General features: G+C 68.4%; 13 protein-coding genes. 4 read left to right on the top strand and 9 right to left on the bottom strand.

All coding sequences use genetic code 11. From position 1 onward, the window contains the following. Positions 1 to 200: 200 nt before the first annotated feature. From fhuE to BO996_RS15115, 9 genes are all read right to left on the bottom strand, one after another. A complete protein-coding gene (fhuE, locus tag BO996_RS15155) occupies positions 201 to 2,735 on the bottom strand; it encodes a ferric-rhodotorulic acid/ferric-coprogen receptor FhuE (RefSeq protein WP_071955390.1) in 2,535 nt (844 codons plus the stop codon). A gap of 123 nt (positions 2,736 to 2,858) precedes the next feature. Further along, positions 2,859 to 3,842: a FecR domain-containing protein gene (locus tag BO996_RS15150; protein WP_071955388.1), complete on the bottom strand. Its 984-nt coding sequence runs from the start codon at positions 3,840 to 3,842 to the stop codon at positions 2,859 to 2,861. Between the two features lie 5 nt (positions 3,843 to 3,847). Then, positions 3,848 to 4,351, bottom strand: coding sequence for a sigma-70 family RNA polymerase sigma factor (locus BO996_RS15145; RefSeq protein ID WP_013802807.1), 504 nt, complete (start codon positions 4,349 to 4,351; stop codon positions 3,848 to 3,850). An 88-nt stretch (positions 4,352 to 4,439) separates the two neighbouring features. Then, the gene (locus BO996_RS15140) at positions 4,440 to 6,908 is read right to left on the bottom strand and encodes a TonB-dependent siderophore receptor (protein WP_071955386.1); all 2,469 of its coding nucleotides are present in this window, start codon (positions 6,906 to 6,908) and stop codon (positions 4,440 to 4,442) included. An 89-nt stretch (positions 6,909 to 6,997) separates the two neighbouring features. Continuing rightward, on the bottom strand, positions 6,998 to 8,011 hold the full coding sequence (locus tag BO996_RS15135; RefSeq protein WP_071955384.1) for a FecR domain-containing protein: 1,014 nt from the start codon (positions 8,009 to 8,011) through the stop codon (positions 6,998 to 7,000). After that, on the bottom strand, positions 7,990 to 8,496 hold the full coding sequence (locus BO996_RS15130; protein WP_071955382.1) for a sigma-70 family RNA polymerase sigma factor: 507 nt from the start codon (positions 8,494 to 8,496) through the stop codon (positions 7,990 to 7,992). The genes BO996_RS15135 and BO996_RS15130 overlap by 22 nt, the downstream gene beginning before the upstream one ends. 119 nt (positions 8,497 to 8,615) lie before the next feature. Beyond that, positions 8,616 to 11,111 carry a TonB-dependent siderophore receptor gene (locus BO996_RS15125; RefSeq protein ID WP_071955380.1) on the bottom strand — a complete coding sequence of 832 codons (2,496 nt, stop codon included), beginning with the start codon at positions 11,109 to 11,111 and terminating at the stop codon, positions 8,616 to 8,618. A 95-nt stretch (positions 11,112 to 11,206) separates the two neighbouring features. Continuing rightward, positions 11,207 to 12,217 carry a FecR domain-containing protein gene (locus BO996_RS15120; RefSeq protein ID WP_071955378.1) on the bottom strand — a complete coding sequence of 337 codons (1,011 nt, stop codon included), beginning with the start codon at positions 12,215 to 12,217 and terminating at the stop codon, positions 11,207 to 11,209. Beyond that, positions 12,214 to 12,756: a sigma-70 family RNA polymerase sigma factor gene (locus tag BO996_RS15115; RefSeq protein WP_071957118.1), complete on the bottom strand. Its 543-nt coding sequence runs from the start codon at positions 12,754 to 12,756 to the stop codon at positions 12,214 to 12,216. The genes BO996_RS15120 and BO996_RS15115 overlap by 4 nt, the downstream gene beginning before the upstream one ends. A gap of 228 nt (positions 12,757 to 12,984) precedes the next feature. Here BO996_RS15115 and BO996_RS15110 point away from each other — a divergent pair, with 228 nt between their 5' ends. The 4 genes from BO996_RS15110 to pepN all read left to right on the top strand — a co-directional run bounded on the left by BO996_RS15110 (position 12,985) and on the right by pepN (position 21,919). Beyond that, positions 12,985 to 15,573: a sensor domain-containing protein gene (locus BO996_RS15110; RefSeq protein WP_071955376.1), complete on the top strand. Its 2,589-nt coding sequence runs from the start codon at positions 12,985 to 12,987 to the stop codon at positions 15,571 to 15,573. A gap of 280 nt (positions 15,574 to 15,853) precedes the next feature. Continuing rightward, positions 15,854 to 17,695, top strand: coding sequence for a methyl-accepting chemotaxis protein (locus BO996_RS15105; RefSeq protein WP_071955374.1), 1,842 nt, complete (start codon positions 15,854 to 15,856; stop codon positions 17,693 to 17,695). Between the two features lie 315 nt (positions 17,696 to 18,010). Next, positions 18,011 to 19,115, top strand: a protein-coding gene (prfB, locus tag BO996_RS15100; RefSeq protein WP_013802816.1) for a peptide chain release factor 2 whose coding sequence is annotated in 2 segments (ribosomal slippage) — positions 18,011 to 18,091 and positions 18,093 to 19,115 — 1,104 coding nt in all. Because the reading frame shifts where the segments join, the coding sequence is not laid out codon by codon here. Between the two features lie 77 nt (positions 19,116 to 19,192). Then, the gene (pepN, locus tag BO996_RS15095; RefSeq protein WP_071955372.1) at positions 19,193 to 21,919 is read left to right on the top strand and encodes an aminopeptidase N; all 2,727 of its coding nucleotides are present in this window, start codon (positions 19,193 to 19,195) and stop codon (positions 21,917 to 21,919) included. Positions 21,920 to 21,955 lie beyond the last annotated feature (36 nt).

Raw genomic sequence — 21,955 nt, 5'->3', positions numbered from 1 at the left:
CGGGCAGGAGGCGGCCATGCGTCTGGCGGGGAGCTGGTGGAGGCAAGCCTGTGTCCGGGTTGCCGGTCAATCTAGGCAGCTGCGGCGTGCTTGTCTCTAGGAATAGTCTGTTTCTGAGGCCCAAAGGGAGGAATGGGTCGGAAAAGGGGCCGGCGTGGGGCCGTGGCGCAACGGAATGCGCCCCGCCCCAACGCAACCACTCAGAACTTGTAGTTCAGCACCGCCATGGCCTGGCGCGGCGTGCCGAACTGGCCCTGGCCGTCGATGTTGACGTAGTACTTCTTGTTGAAGAGGTTGTTCAGGTTCAGCTGCAGCGAGAGCCTGGGGCTGAAGGCATAGCGCGCCATGAGGCTGGCGGTGGCGAAGGATTTCTGCTCGAAGACCAGGTCATTGCCCGCCACGAAGACGCTGGCGCGGGTGCGGCTTTGCCATTGCAGGCCGCCGCCCACGGTGAGCTGATTCCATCCACCGGGCAGGCGGTAGGAAGTGAACAGTTGGGCCTGGGTCTTGGGCGCCCAGGCGTTGATGGACAGGCCCTGGGCGTCACGCGCGACGGTGTGGGCAATGCCGGCCGACAGGTTCCAGCCCGTGGCCAGTTCGCCCGAGACCTGGGCCTCGAAGCCCTTGCTGGTCACGCCCTTGGCGCCGTAGTAGGCGAAGTCGGTGGTGCCGGGCACGACCTGGCCTTCGTCCAGCTGGGCCACGTTGTCCTGCTGGATGCGGAAGACGGACAGGGAGCTGTTGAGCCTGCCGTCCAGGTGCTCGCCCTTGATGCCGATCTCGAAGCTCTTGCCCGCCACGGGGTCCAGGTAGCTGCCGCCACGGTCGCGGTAGTTCTGGGGCTGGAAGATGTCGGTGTAGCTGGCATAGGCCGAGAAGCCTTCGCTCAGGTCCAGCACCAGGCCTGCGTAGGGGATGAAGACGTTGTGGTCGCGCACCTCGCTGAGGCTGCGCACCTTCCAGCTGCTCTGGCGCCCGCCCACGATGAGCTTGACCGGATCGGCCAGCGACAGGCGCAGCGCGCCGTACAGCGCGTCCTGGCGCGTGTGGTCCAGGCTGCTGGTGGTCAGCGGCCCCCAGGTGGGCTCGGCATAGGAGCCGTCCCATTGGTAGTAGTTGCCCACGTCCTGCAGGGGGCTGGTGCGCGCATGGCCGGCCTTGTGCTCGCGGGCACGGCTGCTGCTCAGGCCGACCACGGCCTCATGGCGGCGCCCGCCCAGTTCCCAGCCGCCCGTCGCCTGCAGGTCGGCGCTGTTTTGCTGGAAGCTGTATTCGGAGTAGTTGGGCAGGGCCGCCATGCCCAGGCCGGTGGTGATGTCGGGCTGGCGCATGAGATACAGCAGCTTGGCGTCGTAGGCGCTGTCGCGGTGCACGAAGTTGGCCTTGAGCTTCCAGTCGTTGCCGAAGCGGTGCTGCAGGTTGGCGAAGATGTTTTTGTTGGTGCTGTTCCAGCGCGTCCAGTTCGCGGCCGTGGTCTTGGAGGTGCTCCAGTCGGCTGGCATGCCGTTCGTGAAGACCAGCGGCAGGCCGCCCCAGGTCGAGCCGGTGGGCCGGTTGGACTGGTAGTCGGCGCCCACGCTGAGCGTGGTGTCGGGCGTGAGGTCGGCATCGATCACGCCGTAGAAGACCTGCTTGCGCGCGTGGTAGAGATCCACATGGGAGTCGCGCTCTTCGGCCATGCCTGCGACGCGTGCGCGGATGCGGCCGTCCTGCGTCAGCGGCATGGACAGGTCCACCGTGCCGCGATGGTGGTTCCACGAGCCCACGCTGGCCGAGGCCGAGCCCGTGAACACCTTGCTGTTGGCGTGCTTGCGCACCATGTTGATGGAGGCCGACGGATTGCCCGCGCCCGTGAGCAGGCCCGTGGCGCCACGCACCACTTCGACGCGGTCATAGATGGTGGTATCGGTGCCCGAGTCACCGTAGAACGACAGGCCGATGGAGGTGGGCACGCCGTCGTACTGCAGGTTGTCCACGTAGAAGCCGCGCGAGTAGAAGTCCGAGCGGTCGCTGTCCGAGCTGACGACATGGATGCCGGTGACGCTGCGCATGGCGTCGTTGAGCGAGAGCAGGCCCTGGTCCTCGATCTGCTGGCGCGTGAGCACGCTGACGGACTGCGGCGTGTCGCGCAGCGACAGGCTCAGGCCCGTGGCCGCCGCCGTGGCCGGCGTGGTGTAGGAGCCCGAGCCTTCGGTGGTGGGGCTGGCCTGGGCCGAGGCCGTGACCAGCACGGTCCTGAGTGTCTGGGAGGACCCCGCGCCTGCCGCACCCGCAGCACCCGCCGCGCCGGAGGTGGCCGGCACCACGGGCATCTCGCGCAGGGTGTAGCCGCCACCGGCCGAGCGCACGGCCGCCAGCGGCGTGCCCAGCAAGGCGCGGTCCAGCGCCTGCTCCACGGTGAAGCGCCCGCTCACGCCGCCGCTGCGCAAGCCTTCGGTGACGGCCGAGCCGAAGGTGACCAGCACGCCGGCCTCGCGCCCGAGCTGGTTGAGCACGCTTTCGAGCGGGCCGGCTGCAATGTCGTACTGGCGTTGCTGCGAAGCACCGGCAGCGGGCTGCGCCCAGGCCTGTGCCGGAGCCAGGGCACCGGCAGCTGCCAGCCCCGCCAGCGTGCCAGCGCACAGCACCTGCAGCGCCAGCGCCACCGGACGTAATGCCGGGGCCGCCTGGGATGGGCGGACGGTGGAGGCGGCAGCCTGCCGCATGGAGTTCTGGCGCATGGTCTGAGGGCGCATGGAAAGGCCTTGTTGCAATGGTTGTAGAGAAGCGTTGGCGCACGCTGCGGTGCGCTCCTGTCTCTGTTGACAGCCATCGCCGGCAAATCAGCTCAAATTTTTTTCAGGAAAGTGCGAAGGCCTTCATGCCTTGTGCGGCACCGCAGGCCGCACCATCACCCAGTAGCGCGAGAAGGAGTGGATTTCCACGGGCAGCGAGGAAGTCAGCGCGGCCAGCACGCGGTCGGTGTCGGCCAGCGGATAGGCGCCGGAGACGTGCAGGCCGGCCACGGCCGGGTCGCAGCCCAGGCGCCCGCGCCGGTAGCGGCCCAGCTCGGCCAGGAAATCCTCCAGCCGCATGCGCGAGGCCACCAGCATCCCTTCGGCCCAGGCGCTGGCCGCCGTGTCCAGCGCGCCGGAGTGCACGGCCTGCTGGGCCGTGAACGTGCCCTGCTCTCCCGCATCGATGCGCTGCGCGGCATGCGGGGCATGCGCGGGCCGCAGTTGCACGGCGCCTTGCAGCACGCCCACTTCAACGCCGGACTCGCGCTCGCGCACCGTGAAGCGCGTGCCCAGGGCCTGAACGGCGCCCATGGCGGTCTGCACGATGAAGGGACGGTGCAGGCTGTCCGGCGCGGTCTGCACGAGGATTTCGCCACGCACCAGCTCCAGCACGCGCTCGGCTGCGCCGTAGCGCAGATTGAGGGCGCTGCCGGTGTTGAGCACCACGCTGCCGCCGTCGGGCAGTGGCAGCCGGCGCTGCTCGCCCACGGCAGCCACCTGGTCGGCCGTCCAGCCGCGCCAGGCCTGCGAGCGCACGACGGCCGCGGAGCCTGCGCCCGAGACCAGCAGCACGGCCAGCGCCTGCACCGCACGGCGCCTGCCGGCCGAGCCGGGTGCGGCCAATGCGGCCCGCGCCAGCGGCATGGGAATGCCGGCCATCTGGCTGCCCATGGATTCGATGCGCTGCCAGGCGGCCTCATGCTCGGGGCTGGCCGCACGCCAGCGCTGCAGGCCAGCGTGCTGCCGGGCCTGGGCCTTGCCGGAGTTCAGTTGCAGCCACCATTGCACGGCCTGGCGGGCCACTTCGGCAGAAATGGGGGAAGAAGCGGAAGGGAACGCCTGCATGCCGCCTACTCCGGGAAGAAGCAGCGCATGGCCGCCTTGGCCAGATGCCGCTTGACGGTGGAGACGGAGATGCCCAGCTCGGCAGCGATCTCGCCATGGCCGAGCCCTTCGAGCTGGGCCAGCAGGAAGGCCTGCTTGGCCAGCGCGGGCAGGCGGCCCAGGCGGCGGTCTATCTCCACCAGGGTCTCCAGCACCATGAGCCGGACCTCGGGCGGCGGCGCCACGGGCTCGGGCATGGCGGCCAGGGCATCGAGATAGGCCTGCTCGATGGCGCGGCGCCGTACCTGGTTGATCAGCAGGTTGCGCGCAATGGTGGTCAGGTAGGCGCGCGGCTCCTGGAGCTGGTCCAGGCCCTTGGCGCCCAGCACCTTGAGGAAGGTGCTCTGCGCCAGATCGGCCGCGTCGAAGGCATTGCCCACCTTCTTGCGCAGCCAGCCCTGCAGCCAGCCGTGGTGGGCCAGGTACAGGGCTGTGACTTCTCGGTACTGGGGGGCGGAGGCGGATGGCATGGCAGGTCCCGATTCCCTTGGGGGCGGGGCCCACAATCAAACAAGAATCATTCTTATTCGATTGTATCCATGCCAACCTGTCTCTGTTTCAGAAGCGGTAGCGCGCCGTCAGCAGCACATTGCGCGGCGCCCCGAAATGGTTGTTGTCCTGGGTGCTGCCAATGGCCTGGTAGTAGTGCTTGTCCGTGAGGTTGTTGATGTTCAGTCGTATATCCAGCTGCCGGCTGAATTGGTAGCTCGCCATGAGGTCCACCAGCGTATAGCCCCCCTGGCGCACGCCGTAGCCGGCCGAGCGGGTCTCGCTGCGCGTGCGCACGGATCCGCCCAGGGACCAGCGCTGCCAGGCGCCCGGCAGCTGGTAGCGGGCCGACAGCTTGAGCAGATGGCGCGGGGTCTGGGTGTCGTAGGGCGTGCCGGCCTTGGCGACGTCCGAGTCGCGGACATGCTGCGCCCTGTTGTAGGTGTAGCCGGCCATCAGCTGCAGGGACGGCGTGACGGCACCCGCCAGCTCGAACTCCACCCCCCTGCTACGCACCTCTCCGGTCTGCGCATAGCAGGACGCCACATTGGGACTGCACTGCGATTGCGGCAGTTGCAGCGGCAGATTCTTCTGGTTGATCTGGAACAGCGCCGCGCTGGCCTGCAGCCGGCCCTGGGCGTACTCGCCCTTGATGCCAAGCTCGAGGTTGCGTCCCGTCACCGGGTCCAGCAGCGCACCTCTGGCGCCCTGGTTGCTCTGGGGCTGGAACACGCTGGTCCAGCTGGCATAGGCGGAATGCCGGCTGTCCAGCGCATAGACCAGGCCTGCATAGGGCGTGATGCGGTCATGGACCCGGTACCTGCTGGAATCGCTCCATTCCCCCGAGCGCGTGAGCATGTCGTAGGAGTAGGAATCCACGCGCGCGCCCAGCAGCGCGGTCAGGGGCTGCGCGACGCTCAACCGCAGTGTTCCGTAGGCACCCAGCTGCCGCTGGTGGCCGCGCCGCGACCACAGGGTGTTGATGGCCGGTCGGGCAACGGAGCCCGGGTCCCAGGTCATGGGGTCCACGATCTGCTGGTAGTCCGACGGCCACCCGCCAGGCCCGTCGTCGTCGCTGTTTTGCCTCACGCTGGCGCCGAAGACCATTTCATGGGTGCGACCCAACCATTGCCAGGGCCCCTGCGCGAAGGCGTCGAGACTGTACTGGGTCTTCTTGTAGGCATAGGCTCCCACGCCCTGGCCGAAGTCGGCGGAATCTTCCAGCGGATACAGGTAGGTCCCCAGCATGTCCATCTTCGCCTGCAGCACGCGTGCGGTCAGTTGGGTCTTCCAGCCGTTGCCCAGGCCATGCTCCAGTTCAGCGAAGAGGCTGGCGTTTTCCTTGTTCCAGTAGGCCCAGTCAGGCGTCACGCGCGCCGATCTCGGCAGCGGGTAGAAGCTGCCGTCACGCCGCGTGGGCAGGCCGTTCCAGTCGGCGCCGGGGTTGTCTTCCCTGTTGTAGTAGCCGCCCAGGCTCAGCCGCGTGCGCGGGGCGATATCGGCCTCCAGCGTGCCGTAGACCAGTTGGCGCTCATGGCGGTACGCCCGCTTGAAGGTGTCCGTATCCTGCAGGGCCACCACGGCGCGGCCTCGCAGCGTACCGGCCGCATTGAGCGGGCCGGACGCGTCGATTTCGCCGCGCAGGTTGTTCCAGGAGCCCAGGCTGCCCGTCAGCGAGACCTGAGGGGCATCCGTGGGGCGCTTGCGCACGAGGTTGATGGTGCCGGACGGATTGCCCGTGCCCGTCATCAGTCCGGCAGCGCCGCGCAGCACCTCCACGCGGTCGTACATGGCCATGGTGGCCAGGCCCTGCGTGTCGTAGTCGAAGGCCAGCGGCACGCCATCGGCCAGGAAAGAGTTGACCTCGAAACCCCGCAGGAAGAACTGCGTGCGTTCTCCGCCCCCGATCTGGCGTGTGCTCAGGCCCGTGGCATCCAGGGCAACCTCCTCCAGCGACTGAAAACCGCGGTCATCGATCTGCTCGCGCGTGATCACGCTCAGCGATTGCGGGGTCTCGCGCTGCGACAGGCCCAGCCGTGTCGCCGTGCTGCTGGGTCCGGTGGCCGCATAGCTGCCCGATCCTTGCGTCACGGCGCTGCGCTCGGCCTGCGCCGTGACCAGCACCTCGCCCAGCGCGGTGGCGCCTGCCGCCTGGACGGCCTGGGTCGCCTGCCTGCGCAGCGTGTAGCTGCCATCGCTGCGCGCCACCATGTCCAGCCCGCTGCCGGCCAGCAGGCGCTGCAGCGCCTGCTGCGGCGCGTAGTGGCCGGACAGGGCCGGGCTGGTGAGCCCTTCGGTCAGCGCAGGATCGAAGGACAGCGAAATACCCGCCGCCGTGGCCACGCCGGCCAGCGTGCGGCCCAGCGGCCCGGGCGCGATCTGGTAGGCCTGGGCTGCGGGAGCGGGAGCAGGTACGGAAGCGGGGGCCGGTTCGGCCGCCTGCACGGCGCCTGCGGCCAATGCCATGCCCAGCAGGGCCAGGCGGGCGGCATGCGCCAGGGGATGGAAGACGGGATGCGGCATGGGTACGGCAGGCATGGAAATCGGTCCTTGGAGGCGGTGAAGAAAGAAGCTCTTTCCCCGTTGCCAGCCGAGATCCGAAAAAGTGCCACCCTGCCTCGATTTTTCTAGTTCCTGGCGACCACGGTGATCCAGTAGCCGCGCATGCGTGTCTGCACGTCGACGGGATAGGTGGAGGCCAGCATGGTCAGCGTCCGGTCCGTATCGCCCAGCGGGAAGGAGCCGGACACGCGCAGCGCGCGCACCTCGGGCGCGCACTGCAGCAGGCCGGGCCGGTAGCGCGACAGTTCGGCGCAGAACGCGGCCAGCGGCATGGCGTCGGCCATCAGCATGCCGTGGGTCCAGGCCGTGACCTCGGGCTGCAGGGGCTGGGGCCCGGTCACCTCCCCCGCTCGCAATACCGTTTGCTGACCGGCTTGGACGACCAGCACCGGGCTGGCGGCGCCGCGCAGCGTCACTTCCACGGCTCCCTCGGTCACGGCCAGGCGCACGGGGCCGCCGTCCGCCCTGTCGCCCTCCTGCCGCACGGTGAAGCGGGTGCCCAGGGCGCGCAGCCGGCCATGGGCAGTGTCCACGACAAAGGGGCGGCGTGGTGTGGCGGTATCTGCCGCCGTTTCTATGGAAATCGCGCCCTGGCGCAGGGTGAGCAGGCGCAGTGCGCCATCAAACCGGATGTCCACCGCGCTGGCCGTGTCCAGCAGGAGGCGGCTGCCATCGGCCAGATGCTCGGTGCGGCGCTCGCCGGTGGCGGTGCGCAGGTCGGCGCCCCAGCCGCGCTGGTCCGCCGCATACCAGGCTTGCCAGGCCAGCCAGCCTACAGGCGCCACGGCCAGCAGCGCGGCCAGCCGGGCCACGGTGGCGCGGCGCTGGGCGCGGTGGCTTCGGGGCCGGTCCAGCGCCGGCATGGCCAGCGCTGCAGGCAGGCCGCCCAACTTGCCCAGCAGCCGCTCGGCACGCTCCCAGGCCAGGGCATGCTGTGGGTCGGCCTGGCGCCAGCGCTCGCAGGCGGCGCGGTCGGCATCGGTGGCGCCGCTGTCGTGCAGGCGCATCAGCCATTCGGCGGCCTCGTCGAGCACGCGCGCTTGCAGGGGCGTCTCCATCACGCCATTGCCACCAGGCATTGGCGAAACGCCTGGGCCATGTAGCGCTTGACGCTGGTGAGCGAGACCTCCAGCTGCTGCGCGATGTCCTCGTACTTCATGCCGTCCAGCTGGGACAGCAAAAACGTGCGCCGCACGATGGGCGGCAGCGCGTCCAGCATGGCGTCTATCTCGTGCAGGGTCTCCAGCACCAGGGCGCGCTGCTCGGGCGAAGGCGCCACGGGCTCGGGCAGCGCGGCCAGGGCTTCGAGGTAGGCCCGCTCCAGCGCCTGGCGCTTGTACCAGTTGACGAGCACGCCCTTGGCCACCGTGGTCAGGTAGGCACGCGGCTCCTGCACACCGGCCAGGTCGCGCAGGCCCAGGATGCGCACGAAGGTGTCCTGCGCCAGGTCCGCCGCATCCGCCCCGTTGCCCAGCCTGCGGCGCAGCCAGCCCTGCAGCCAGCCATGGTGGGCGGTGTACAGGGAGGCGGCTTCTCGGTGCTGGGGGGTGGAGGCGGATGGCATGGCAGGTTCCGATTCCCTTGAGGGCGGGGCCCGCAATCAAACAAGAATCATTCTTATTCAATTGTATCCATGCCAGGGAGCGTGCAACCGCGCTTTCAACCGGCCTGATGCCGCAAGGCCTACCAGATGTACCCGAACCGAACCACCATGTTGCGCGCTTCGCCGTAGTTGCAGGCATTGGCGGAAAAGCACGACGCCGTGTGGTACTTGTCGAACAGGTTCTTCACCGTCAGGCTCACGCTGGCCCCGCGCCAGTCACTGCGCATCTTTCCCAGGTCATAGCGCAGCGAGGCATCCACCAGGGTGAACGACGGTACGCGGAAGCTGTTGTCCGCATCGCCCCAGCTCCAGCCGATGTAGCGTGCCCCCACGCCCGCCCCCAGCCCCAGCAGGTCGCCCCCAAAGGCATAGTCCACCCAGGCCGACGCCATCTTGCGGGGCACTTCGTAAGGCGACTTGCCCTGCACGTTGCCGCCCCACTGGTCTGGCTGGGCCCGGGTCACCTTGACGGGGTTGTAGGTCAGCGCGGCCAGGAGCTTGAGCCCGCGCGTGGGCTGGACTGCCGCCTCGAACTCGATGCCGCGAGAACGCACTTCGCCCTGCTGTATGGAATAGCGGACGTTCTCGGGGTCGGTGGTGAGCACGTTCTGCCGGCGCAGCTCGAAGGCGGCCAGCGTGAAGCTGCTGCGCTCGTCGGGCGAGTACTTGACGCCGACCTCGACCTGTTTGCCGGTTTCCGGATCAAAGGGCCGGTCGTTGCGGTCAGCGCCCATCAAAGGGACAAACGACTCGCTGTAGCTGACATAGGGCGCCACGCCGTTGTCTGCAAGATAGGTCAGGCCGACACGGCCCGTGAAGGATTTTGGCTTGCGCACGCTGGTGGACACGGGGTCGGCCAGGCGGCTGGTCTGCTCCAGGCGGCTCCAGTCGTGGCGTCCGCCCAGGGCCAGCACCCAGCGGTCCTTGCGGATGCGGTCCTGCACGTAGAGGCCCACCTGCTGGGCGCGCTCATCGCGCAGCGCATCGGGCTGCAGCAGCGAGGTGTCGATGAAGCTGCCATAGACGGGCCGGTAGATGTCCAGCTGCGGACCGTCGGCGATATAGGAGTCGAAACTGGAGCGGCTGCGGTTGTAGTCCAGCCCCACGATGAGTTCATGCTGCAGGCCAGCCGCCGCGAATTGGCCCGACAGGCTGGTGTCCACGGTGTAGACGCCGCCCTTGCCATCGCGCGAATCGATCTCCCGGTTGGTGATGGAGCCGTCGATCAGCGGCCCGTAGCGGAACATGTACTGCTCGTGGTTGCGCGCGTGCAGGTAACGGAAGTTCTGCCGCAGCGTCCAGCCGCTGTCGAATTGATGGCGTGCGTCGTAGCCCAGCGATGCGACCTCGGTCTCTTCGCGGTCGAAGCCCGGCTCCCCCAGGAAGCGGTTCAGGGGCAGCCGGCCATTGGGGTTGCGCCCGTTGAGCGCATCCCACTGCACGTTGGTGGACATCATGGCGTGGTTCTTCTGGTAGAAGCCGCGCAGCGTGACGCTGGTGCGCGCGTCCGGCGCCCAGGTCAGGCTGGGCGCCAGGTAGACGCGGTCATCACGCATGAAGTCGATCTGCTGGTCGGCCGCCCTGGCCAGCCCCACCAGGCGGTAGCTCACCGTGCCATCGTCACCCAACGGGCCTCCGAGGTCGAAGGCCGCCTGCCGGCGAGCATGGCTGCCCACGGACAACTCCATGCCGCGCACCGCATCGGCCGAAGGCCGCTTGGACACGAAGTTCACGATGCCGCCCGGCGAGTTCTGGCCATACAGCACCGAGGCCGGCCCCTTGAGGACCTCCATGCGCTCGGCCCCGTAAGGCTCCATGCCGAAAAAGCCCAGCGTGCCCAGCGGCATGAGGCGCAGCCCGTCCAGGTAGAAATTGCCCGAGAACTGGCTGAAGCCGCGCACCGACAGACTGTCGTCCGCAGGATTTGCCCCGCCCGTGTTGGTGCGCACGCCGGCCGTGTACTGCACGGCGTCGTTGAGCGTGCGCACGCCCTGGTCGTCCATGCGGTCGCGCGTGATGACGGACACCGATTGCGCCACCTCCAGAATCGACGCATCGGTCTTGGTGGCCGTGCTGGCACGGCGCGCCACATACCCGCTGGTGCTGCCCCAGGGGCTTTCTGCCTGGGCAGCGGCGGTCACCCTGACCTCGCCCAGCACGGTCGATGCCTGGGTAGCCTCGGGCACCGCACGCAGCACAAAACCACCCTCCCCCGCCGCCTGCGCCTGCAGGTCGGTGCCGGCCAGCAGCCGGTCCAGCGCCTCGCGCACCGTGAGGCGGCCCTGCACGCCCTGGGTGCGCCGGCCCTGCACCAGGGCGGGCGGCGCACTGATGCTCACGCCTGCGTCGGCGGCAAACGCCGTGAGCGCGGCGGCCAGCGGGCCTGCCGGCACCTGGAACGGACGCTGCACCGCGCTGGTGGCCGCCGCACCGGCCTGGGCCAGCGCGGCGCGCGGCAAGGCGGCGCCTGCCGTCAGGCCCGCTGCCATGAGCACGGCGAGGCCTGTCCGGGACAGCGGAAAGAGCAAGGGGGAGGGAGTGCGCGCCACGCTGCGCATGCCGGGCCGGAGAGCCATGGTCTGTTTTTCCTTCGGAAGTCGTTCGATGAAATCGGTTGCCATCGAACAGGACACGGCCTGCCGCAGAAAGGGGCCAGATTCCGAAAGAAATTTCAAGCCGGTGGTGCACCGCGCGCCGCCACCGTCACCCAGTAGCGCGTGCGGTAGTGGACCTGCACGGGCAGCAGGTGCACGAGGTTGGCGAGCACGGCGTCCGTGCCGGTATCGGCATCGCCCAGCTGAAAGGCGCCGGTGACGCGCAAATCCGCCACAGACGGATCGCAGTGCAGCCAGCCGGAGCGGTAGCGCGACAGCTCGGCCACAAAGTCGGCCAACCGCATGTTGTCTGCAGCCAGCAGGCCGCGCGCCCATTGGGCGGCGCTGGCGTCCGCAGGCTCGGCACGGCCTATGCCCATGGCGTCAAACCACAGTTGCTGGCCTGCCTGCAGCTGCTGCGCGGCGCCGCCACGGGTGGTGATCTGCACGGCGCCCTGCAGCACGGCCACCTCGCTGCGCTCCCGGACACTGCGCACGACAAAGCGCGTGCCCAGGGCGCGCACCCTGCCCTGCCGTGTGGTGACCACGAAGGGCCGATGCCGGGACTGCGGGTCGGGCGCGGTCTCTATGAAGACGGCGCCCTCACTCAGGTGGACACGGCGCAGCGCCTCGTCAAACAACACATCGACGGCACTGCCCGTATCGAGCACGATGCGGCTGCCATCGTCCAGCGTCCATTCGCGGCGCTCGCCCGTGGCCGTGGCATGGGTGGAGGTCCACTGCATCCAGGGCGTGGCGCGCCAGGCCAGCCAGCCCACGGGGGCCGCCGTGATCAGCAGGGCCAGCGCGCGCACGGTATCGCGGCGGCCCATGGCGCCCAGACGGCGCTGCTTGCGGCCCAGGGCCGGTGCCCCCAGTGCAGGCGGCAGGCTGCCCGCGCGCTGGCTCACGGCCAGGGCGCGCAGCCAGGCCTGCTCATGAACATCGGCACGGGTGCGCCAGGCCTCGAAGGCGCGGTGGTCGGCCTCGCTGGCCTCGCCCGAGTGCAGCAGCACAAACCATTCGGCGGCCTGCAAGGCGATTTCGCGCGACAGCGGCGCTGCGGCCTGAGAGTCCACCGCGTTCATGGCGACAGCAGAATGCACTCGGCCATGGCCTGGGCCATGTAGCGCTTGACCGAGCGCAGGCCCATGCCCAGTTGCTCGGCAATGGCTGCATAGGTCAGCCCCTCGACCTGGGACAGGATGAAGACCGCGCGCACCTTGGGCGGCAGGCCGTCGAGCATGGCATCGACCTCCTGCAGTGCCTGCAGGATGAGCAATTGCTGCTCGGGCGACGGCGCCTGCGGCGCTGGCAGCGCGGCCAGGGCCTGCAGCCAGGCCTGCTCCAGCGACTGGCGGCGCAGGTGGTTGATCAGCAGGCGCCGCGCCACCGTGGCCAGGTAGGCGCGTGGCTCGCGCAGGGCGGGCAAGTCGCCCGCAGGCGCGGTGAGCAGGCGGATGAAGGTGTCCTGCGCCAGGTCGGCCGCGTCGCAGGCATTGCCAAGGCGGCGGCGCAGCCAGCCCTGCAGCCAGCCATGGTGGCCGGCATAGAGGGCGGAGATTTCGCGGTGCAAGGGGCTGGAGACCGCGTTGGAGGTGGCGCTGGAGACTGGGGCGGATGGCATGGTAGGACCCGATGGTTTGAAGGTGGGATGCACCATCAAACAAGAATCATTCTCAAATCATTGTAACCAGCGGAATCACTTGCCTAAGAGTGCCATCAGGCGGACCATCCAAGGGCGAACAGTGGGAGCAAGTGCGATCAGGTGTGGCTGACATCCAGCTGCTGCGCCGGATCGGTATCATTTGGAAACAATCAATCATCAGCTCAGCATCCATCAGGAGAGCGAACCATGTTCGAAACGCGGGTAGCAGGCACGGCAGGGCAGCAGGCGCTGTGGAGCACGCTGGACAAGGCCATGGCGCTGGCGGAGTTCACGCCCGAAGGCCGGCTGATGCGCGCCAACGCCAATTACGAAGCCATTCTTGGCTACCCCACCTCGGGCGCCGAGGGCCTGCTGCACAGTGACCTGTGCACCCAGGCACATGCCGATCCCGACGCCTACGGCCGGTGGCGCCAGCGCTGGGGCGCGGGCGAGACGATTTCGCGCGTGGGCGAACACCGGCGCCGCGACGGCAGCACCTGCTGGCTGGAGGCCACCTATGCCCCCGTGCTGGATACCCAGGGCGCGCTCAGCCATGTGCTGTGCATTGCCACCGACATCACGGCCCGGGTGCAGGCCGACCGCAGACGGCAGGAGCATTTGCGGCGCCTGTCCCTGGTGGCCGATGCCACCGACGCGGCCGTGGTGATCGCCGACGGCAACTGGACCATCTCCTATGTCAACGCAGGCTTCACCCGCATGTTCGGCTGGAGCAGCGAAGAGGTCGTGGGCCGTGCGCCCATCGCCCTGCTGGTGCCCCATGCCTCGCCCGAATTCACGGCCGCCTACCGCGCCGAACTGGACGCAGGCAAGCCGGTGTACCGCGAGGAGATCCTCGTCGGCAAGGACGGCGAGCGGTATTGGGTCAGCGCCCAGGCCAATCCCGTCATGGGCCCCGACGGCCGCCTCCACACCACGGTGACCGTGATCACCGACATCACCGAGGCCAAGATGCACGAGGTGCTGCAGCGGCGCGCCCTGGAGGCCATGGCCCGCGACCAGCCGCTGACCGAGGTGCTGGACCTGGTGTGCCGCGAGGTCGAGCGCATCGCGCCCGATATCGCGGTCTCGGTGCTGGAAGTCGATGACCAGAACCGCCTGCATCCGCTGGCCGCGCCCAGCCTGCCGCCCTCCTATTCGGCGGCGCTGGACGGCGTGCCCATCGGCCCCAATGTCGGCTCCTGCGGGGCGGCGGCCTTCCACAACCGGCCCGTGCTGGTGGGCGACATCGCCACCGATCCGTTGTGGGCCGACTTCAAGCACCTCATCCTGCCGCTGGGGTATACGGCCTGCTGGTCCACGCCCATCTGCGGGCTGCAGGGCGGCGTGGCCGGCACCTTTGCCTTCTACTACCGCCATTTCGACCGGCCCGGCCCCGATCCCTTCCACCAGCGGCTGGTGGAGGCCTGCACCGACCTGTGCGCGCTGGCGCTGGAGCGCGAGCAGGCACGCCGCCGCATCCGGCAGTTGGCCTTCTACGACGGGCTGACCACCCTGCCCAACCGCAGCCTGCTGCTGGCCCAGGCCGAGCAGGCGCTGTCCGTGGCTTCGCACGAGGGCCACGAGCTGGCCGTGGTCTTCATCGACCTGGACCGCTTCAAGCAGGTCAACGACTCGCTGGGCCACCCGGCCGGCGACCGGCTGCTGTGCAGCGTGGCCCAGCGCATCCAGGCGGAGCTGCGCACGGGCGACATTGCCGGGCGCCTGTCGGGCGATGAATTCGTCATCGTGCTGCCACACTGCGGCGGTGCGCAGGCAGCCGAGGTGATAGAGCGGCTGCAGTCGGCACTTGGCGAGCCCTGCATGATCGACGACGTGTCCCTGGCCAGCACGGCCAGTTGCGGCATTGCCGTGTTTCCTGCCGACGGGCGCGACATGGAGACGCTGCTGCACCGCGCCGACATGGCCATGTACCAGGCCAAATCGGGCGGGCGCGGGCTCTACAGCTTCTTCAGCCCCGAGATGAACCGCCTGGCGCAGGAGCGGCTGGTGCTGGAGACGGCGCTGCGCGACGCACTGCGCAGCGGCGGCCTGCGACTGCACTACCAGCCCCAGCTCGACCTGAAGGACGGGCGCCTCTACGGCGTGGAGGCCCTGGCGCGCTGGAGCCATGCGGAATTCGGCGAGATCTCGCCCGCACGCTTCATTCCGCTGGCCGAGGAATGCGGCCTGATCGGCGAGCTGGGCACCTGGGCACTGCGCGAGGCCTGCCGCCAGCTGGGCGAGTGGCGCAGCCGGGGCATTGACGTGCCGGCCATGTCGGTCAACCTCTCGCCCACGAGCTTTCACAACCTGGACCTGCCGCGCATGATTGCCGACACGCTGGAGCACAACGCGCTCAAGCCGCAGGACCTCACGCTGGAGATCACCGAAAGCCTGCTGCTGGACACCAACCCGGGCACCATGCGCACGCTGCAGGCCGTGCATTCCCAGGGCGTGCGCCTGTCCATGGACGACTTCGGCACGGGCTACTCCAGCCTCAGCTACCTGCGGCGCCTGCCCGTCAGCGAGCTCAAGCTGGACCGCAGCTTCGTGGCCGACCTGGAAAACGACGAAGCCGCCCAGGCCCTGAGCAACGCCATCCTGGGCATAGGCCGCAGCCTGCACCTGACCGTGGTGGCCGAGGGAGTGGAGACGGCTGCGCAGAACACCATCCTGCGCGAACAGGGCTATCCGGTCGCGCAGGGCTATCTGTTCTCGCGCCCGCTGCCGGCAGCGGATCTGGAGCGGTGGCTGCAGGCATCGAGCCTGCAAGCCGGCGTGGCGACGGACGTGTGAGCGAACGTGTGAGCGAACGTGTGAACGGGCATGTGAGCGGGTATGTGAACGGACCAGGCCATGCGCGCGGAGACCTTGGCCGGAAAAAGTAACAATCCGCAATAAATATTCGGACTGGACCTATTTTTCCCTAAGCCTCGCCGGCAAGTGACCGATAACTGCGGCATGGCGGGGCCGAGTGTCGGTCCCGCTGATCGCCACCGATCGCCACCGCATCCCCTCGATTCGCAGCCACCGCCGCTCACCCGCTTTCGCTTCTCGCCGTACGGCACTCCCCACCATGATGTTTTTCCGCAATCTGAAGCTGGCCCACAAGCTGCTGGCCTCTTTCATCGCCCTGCTGCTGCTGACCGCCGGCCTGGGCCTGTTCTCCGTGGTCCAGCTGGACCGTGTCAACCGCACGGCCACCGACCTGGCGCACCACTGGATGCCCGCCGAGCGCGTGATCATGGAGATGCGCTACCAGCTGCAGCGCTACCGCTCGCAGACCATGCAGCATGTGCTGGCCACCTCGATGGATGAAATGGCCATCTACGACAAGAGCATGCCGGCGCTGTGGTCCGAGCTGCTCAAGAACCAGCAGGCCTTCGAGCGCTATGCCAACACCGCGCGTGAGCGCGAGCTGATGGCCGGCATCAAGGACGACCTGGGCCAGTACGCGCAGCACACGGCAAAGATCGTGGACCTGTCCCACGCCCTGCGCACCGACGAGGCGTCCGAGGTGCTGCGCGGCGATTCGGTCAAGACCAGCCGTGCCATCAACACCAAGCTGGACGAACTGCTCAAGATCAACGCCCAGGGCATCGAGGATGCCAACCAGGCAGGCGACGACATCTTCACCGCCGCGCGCTGGTGGGTGATCGCCCTGCTGGCGGGGGCCGTCCTCTTCGGCCTGGGCATGGCGCTGCTGATCGCCCGCAGCGTGGCACGCCCCCTGCAGCAGGCCGTGAGCCTGGCACAGGCCGTGGCCGCCGGCGACCTGGGCAGCCGCATCGAGGTGCATGGCAAGGACGAGACCGGCCAGCTGCTGCAGGCCCTGCAGCACATGAACGAAAGCCTTCAGCGCATCGTCGGCCAGGTGCGCCAGGGCACGGACTCCATCGCCACGGCCAGCGGCCAGATCGCCTCGGGCAACCAGGACCTGTCGGCCCGCACCGAGGAACAGGCCAGCTCGCTGGAGCAGACCGCCGCTTCCATGGAGGAGCTGACCTCCACCGTCAAGCAAAACGGCGCCAACGCCCAGCAGGCCAACCAGCTGGCTGCGGCCGCCTCCCAGGTCGCCGTGCGCGGCGGCTCGGCCGTGGCCCAGGTGGTGCAGACCATGTCCGCCATCAACGATGCCTCGCGCAAGATCGTGGACATCATCGGCGTCATCGACTCCATCGCGTTCCAGACCAATATCCTGGCGCTGAATGCCGCCGTGGAAGCGGCCCGCGCCGGTGACCAGGGCCGCGGCTTTGCCGTCGTCGCCTCGGAAGTGCGCACCCTGGCCCAGCGCTCGGCCGCCGCCGCCAAGGAGATCAAGCAGCTCATCGACGACTCGGTGGGCAAGGTCGAGGAAGGCAGCGCCCAGGTCGACTCGGCCGGCAAGACCATGGAGGAGATCGTGGCCAGCGTGCGCCGCGTGACCGACATCATGGGCGAGATCTCGGCCGCCAGCCATGAGCAGACGGCCGGTATCGAGCAGGTCAACCAGGCCGTCACGCAGATGGACCAGATGACCCAGCAGAACGCCGCACTGGTGGAGGAATCGGCGGCGGCCACCGGCGCCCTTCAGGCCCAGGCCAAGGCGCTGGCCGAGGTGGTCAGCGTGTTCAAGCTCTCGCCGTCCACCGGCATGCTGGGCAACAGCCGTGGCGTCAACCCCGCCGCCGCCGTGGCAGCGCCCCGCCACGCGCCGGCGGCGCCCCGCCCGCATCTGGCGCCTTCCGCTCCCAAACGCGCGGTGCCCGCACGTGCTTCGGCCGCCCTGCCTTCTGCAACCGGTGCAACCCCTGCTCCGGCTGGCGCCGCGCGCCCGGCCCAGCCAGCACAGCCGGCCCGGCCCGCCGTGACGGCATCGGCCAAAGCCAAGGCCAAGGCGGCCAGCACGGCTTCCGACGACGATTGGGAAACCTTCTGAACCAGGTTTTCGCCCGCCCCGCCGGGGGCGGACATGCCTGCCAAGGCCCGACCAGCTCCTGCTGGCCGGGCCTTTTTTCCGGGAGGTCTGCAGCCAGATCACGCCAGGGCCCACGCTGCAACCTGCGCATTGCCATGGCCAAGCCCTTCAAATCTGCCATGATCGGCCGCTGCAAGCCCTTGTTTTGAAAGCCATCGTCACACGGCAGCGCGCCTCCAGACCCGCGCGGCGGGCGCTTGCCCCGGCACGATGCCCCAGCATGAGAAAATCGGCGATTCGGCCAAGAACACATTCATCAGAAGAACGGAACACATCATGGAAGCAGAACGCATCAACCTCATCGGCAACACCCTCGAAGATCTGTCGCAGCGTGCGGCAGATCTCCGGAGGTATCTTTGACTACGATGCAAAGTACGAACGACTGCGCACGGTAAATGCCTCGCTGGAAGATCCCAGCGTCTGGAACGACCCCAAGAAGGCCCAGGAGCTGGGCAAGGAAAAGAAGCTGCTCGACGGCGTCGTGCTGACGCTGCAAAAGCTGACCACCGAGCTGGCCGACAACGCCGAGCTGTTCGAGATGAGCAAGGAAGAAGGCGATGAGACCGGCCTGCTCACCATCGAGGGCGAGACCGCCAAGCTGCAGCCGCTGATCGAGGAGCTGGAGTTCCGCCGCATGTTCGGCAAGGAAGCCGATCCGCTGAACTGCTTCGTGGACATCCAGGCCGGCGCCGGCGGCACCGAAGCCTGCGATTGGGCCGGCATGCTGCTGCGCCAGTACCTGAAGTACGCCGAGCGCAAGGGCTTCAAGGCCACGGTCGAGGAAGAGACGCCGGGCGACATCGCCGGCATCAAGAGCGCGACCATCCACATCGAAGGCGAGTACGCCTACGGCCTGCTGCGCACCGAAACCGGCGTGCACCGCCTGGTGCGCAAGTCGCCGTTCGACAGCTCGGGCGGCCGCCACACCAGCTTTGCCTCGCTGTTCGTCTATCCCGAGATCGACGACTCGATCCAGATCGAGATCAACCCCTCGGACGTGCGCACCGACACCTACCGCGCATCGGGCGCGGGTGGCCAACACATCAACAAGACCGACTCGGCCGTGCGCCTGACGCACATGCCCACCGGCATCGTCGTGCAATGCCAGGACGGCCGCAGCCAGCACAGCAACCGCGACGTGGCATGGCAGCGCCTGCGCTCCAAGCTCTACGAGCACGAGATGCAAAAGCGCATGGTGGAGCAGCAAAAGCTGGAGGACACCAAGACCGATGTGGGCTGGGGCCACCAGATCCGCTCGTACGTGCTGGACAACAGCCGCATCAAGGATTTGCGCACCAACGTCGAAATCTCGGCCACCCAGAAGGTGCTGGACGGCGACCTCGACGCTTTCATCGAAGCCTCGCTCAAGCAAGGCCTCTGATTTCAAGCCCCTGGGCGGCACCGGCCGCACAGGGGCTTGGACTCTGTCCCCTGATATTGGCATAGGAAGGAATCTGTATGCTGCAACTGCGTGACGGGCAGGCCCCTGCCACCGCCATCCACCGCGCCGACTACCAGGCTCCTGCCTGGTGGATCGACACCGTGGACCTGACCTTCGATCTCGATCCGGCCAAGACCCGCGTGCTCAACAAGATGCGCGTGCGCCGCAACACCGAGGTGCCGGCGCAGCCGCTGCGCCTGGACGGCGATGAACTGAACCTTGCGCGCGTGCTGGTCAACGGCGGCGGCACCTCGTTCAAGATGGACGGCGACCAGCTCGTGCTGGAGAACCTGCCCGAGGGCGGCGACCCCGTCGATCTGGAAATCTTCACCACCTGCGCGCCCGCCAAGAACACCAAGCTCATGGGCCTGTATGTGAGCCAGGGCACGTTCTTCACCCAGTGCGAGGCCGAGGGTTTCCGCCGCATCACCTATTTCCTGGACCGTCCCGATGTGATGGCCATGTACACCGTGACGCTGCGCGCCGACAAGACCGCGTACCCGGTGCTGCTGTCCAACGGCAACCTGGTCGAGCAAGGCGCGCTGGAAGACGGCCGCCACTTCGCCAAGTGGGCCGATCCGCACAGAAAGCCCAGCTACCTGTTCGCCCTCGTGGCCGGCAATCTGGTTGCGCGCGAGCAAAAGATCAAGAGCCGCGCAGGCCGCGACCACCTGCTGCAGGTCTTCGTGCGCCCGGGCGATCTGGAGAAGACCGAGCACGCCATGAACTCCCTCATGGCCAGCGTGGCCTGGGACGAGGCCCGCTTCGACCTGTCCCTGGACCTGGACCGCTTCATGATCGTCGCCACCAGCGACTTCAACATGGGCGCCATGGAGAACAAGGGCCTGAACGTCTTCAATACCAAGTACGTCCTGGCCAGCCAGTCCACGGCCACCGACATCGACTACGCCAACATCGAGTCCGTCGTCGGCCACGAGTACTTCCACAACTGGACCGGCAACCGCGTCACCTGCCGCGACTGGTTCCAGCTGTCGCTCAAGGAAGGCCTGACCGTCTTCCGCGACCAGGAATTCAGCATGGACATGGCGGGCAGCCCCTCGGCGCGCGCCGTCAAGCGCATCGAGGACGTGCGCGTGCTGCGCACCGCCCAGTTCCCCGAAGATGCGGGCCCCATGGCCCACCCGGTGCGGCCCGACAGCTACATCGAGATCAACAACTTCTACACCGTCACCATCTACGAAAAGGGTGCCGAGGTCGTGCGCATGCAACACAACCTGGTGGGCCGCGAAGGCTTTGCCAAGGGCATGAAGCTGTACTTCGAGCGCCATGACGGCCACGCCGTCACCTGCGACGATTTCGCCCAGGCCATGGCCGACGCCAACCCCGGCAGCGAGCTGGCCCAGCGCCTGGACCAGTTCAAGCGCTGGTACAGCCAGGCCGGCACGCCCCAGCTGCACGCCGATGGCAGCTACGACGCCGCCGCACGCACCTACACGCTGACCCTGAGCCAAAGCTGCGCGCCCACGCCGGGCCAGGCAGAGAAGCTGCCCTTCGTCATCCCCGTGCAGATGGGCCTGCTGGGCCAGGACGGCCGCGCGCTGACCCTGCGCCTGCAGGGCGAGGACCAGGCGGCAGCGGGCGACAGCCGCCTGCTCGTGCTGTCCGAGCCAAGCCACAGCTTCGTCTTCACCGACGTGGACCAGGAGCCCGTGCCCTCGCTGCTGCGCGGCTTCAGCGCCCCCGTGGTGCTGCAGCACAGCGACAGCGATGCCGCCTTGCTGACCCTGCTGGCCCATGACAGCGACGCCTTCAACCGCTGGGAAGCCGGCCAGCGCCTGGGCCTGCGCATCGCGCTGCAGGCCATTGGCGACACCTCCATCACGGCAGATGCCAGCGGCCAGATCACGGCCGCCCTGCTGCCGGCCTCCTTCATCGAGGCCATGCGCGGCGTGCTGCGCCATCCCCAGCTGGATGCGGCCTTCAAGGAGCTGATGCTGGCCCTGCCCGGCGAAAGCTACATCGCCGAGCAACTGGCCGTGGTCGATCCGCAGCGCGTGCACGCCGTGCGTGAAGCCATGCGCCAGCAACTGGCGACCGAGCTGCAGGCCGACTGGCAGCAGGCCTGGCAAGAGCACAGCGACACCGGCGCCTACCGCCCCGACCCCGTCAGCTCCGGCCGCCGTGCGCTGGCAGGCCTGGCCCTGTCCATGCTGTGCCTGGCCGCACGCGCCTCGGGCGACAGCGTCTGGCCCGGCAAGGCGCTGCAGCGCTTCAAGGACGCAGGCAACATGACCGACCGCATGAGCGCCCTGACGGCACTGGTGCAAAGCGGCCATCCGCTGGCCGCCCAGGCCCTGGCGCGCTTTCACAAGCTGTTCCAGCACGATGCGCTGGTCCTGGACAAGTGGTTCGCGCTGCAGGGCGGCGCCTGCGACCGTGGCGGCAACGTGCTGCCGGCCGTCAAGCAGCTGATGAAGCACCCCGACTTCCAGATCAAGAACCCCAACCGCGCGCGCAGCCTGATCTTCAGCTACTGCAGCGCCAACCCCGGCGCCTTCCACCGCGCCGACGCGGCGGGCTATGTGTTCTGGAGCGAGCGCGTCATCGAGCTGGACGCCATCAACCCCCAGGTCGCCGCCCGCCTGGCGCGCGCCCTGGACCGCTGGAGCAAGCTGGCCGAGCCCTACCGCACGGCCGCACGCGAGGCCGTCGCCCGCGTGGCGGCCCGCGCTGAACTGAGCAACGACGTGCGTGAAGTCGTCACCCGCGCCCTCGCGGATTGACCCAAGGCGCGGCCCAGGCCGCGCCTCCCGGATTTT

The organism is Delftia sp. HK171 (genome assembly GCF_001886655.1).
GTDB lineage: Bacteria > Pseudomonadota > Gammaproteobacteria > Burkholderiales > Burkholderiaceae_C > Comamonas > Comamonas acidovorans.
The sequence above is the reverse complement of the archived record's forward strand: the minus strand, read 5'-3'. Positions and strand labels throughout refer to the sequence as shown.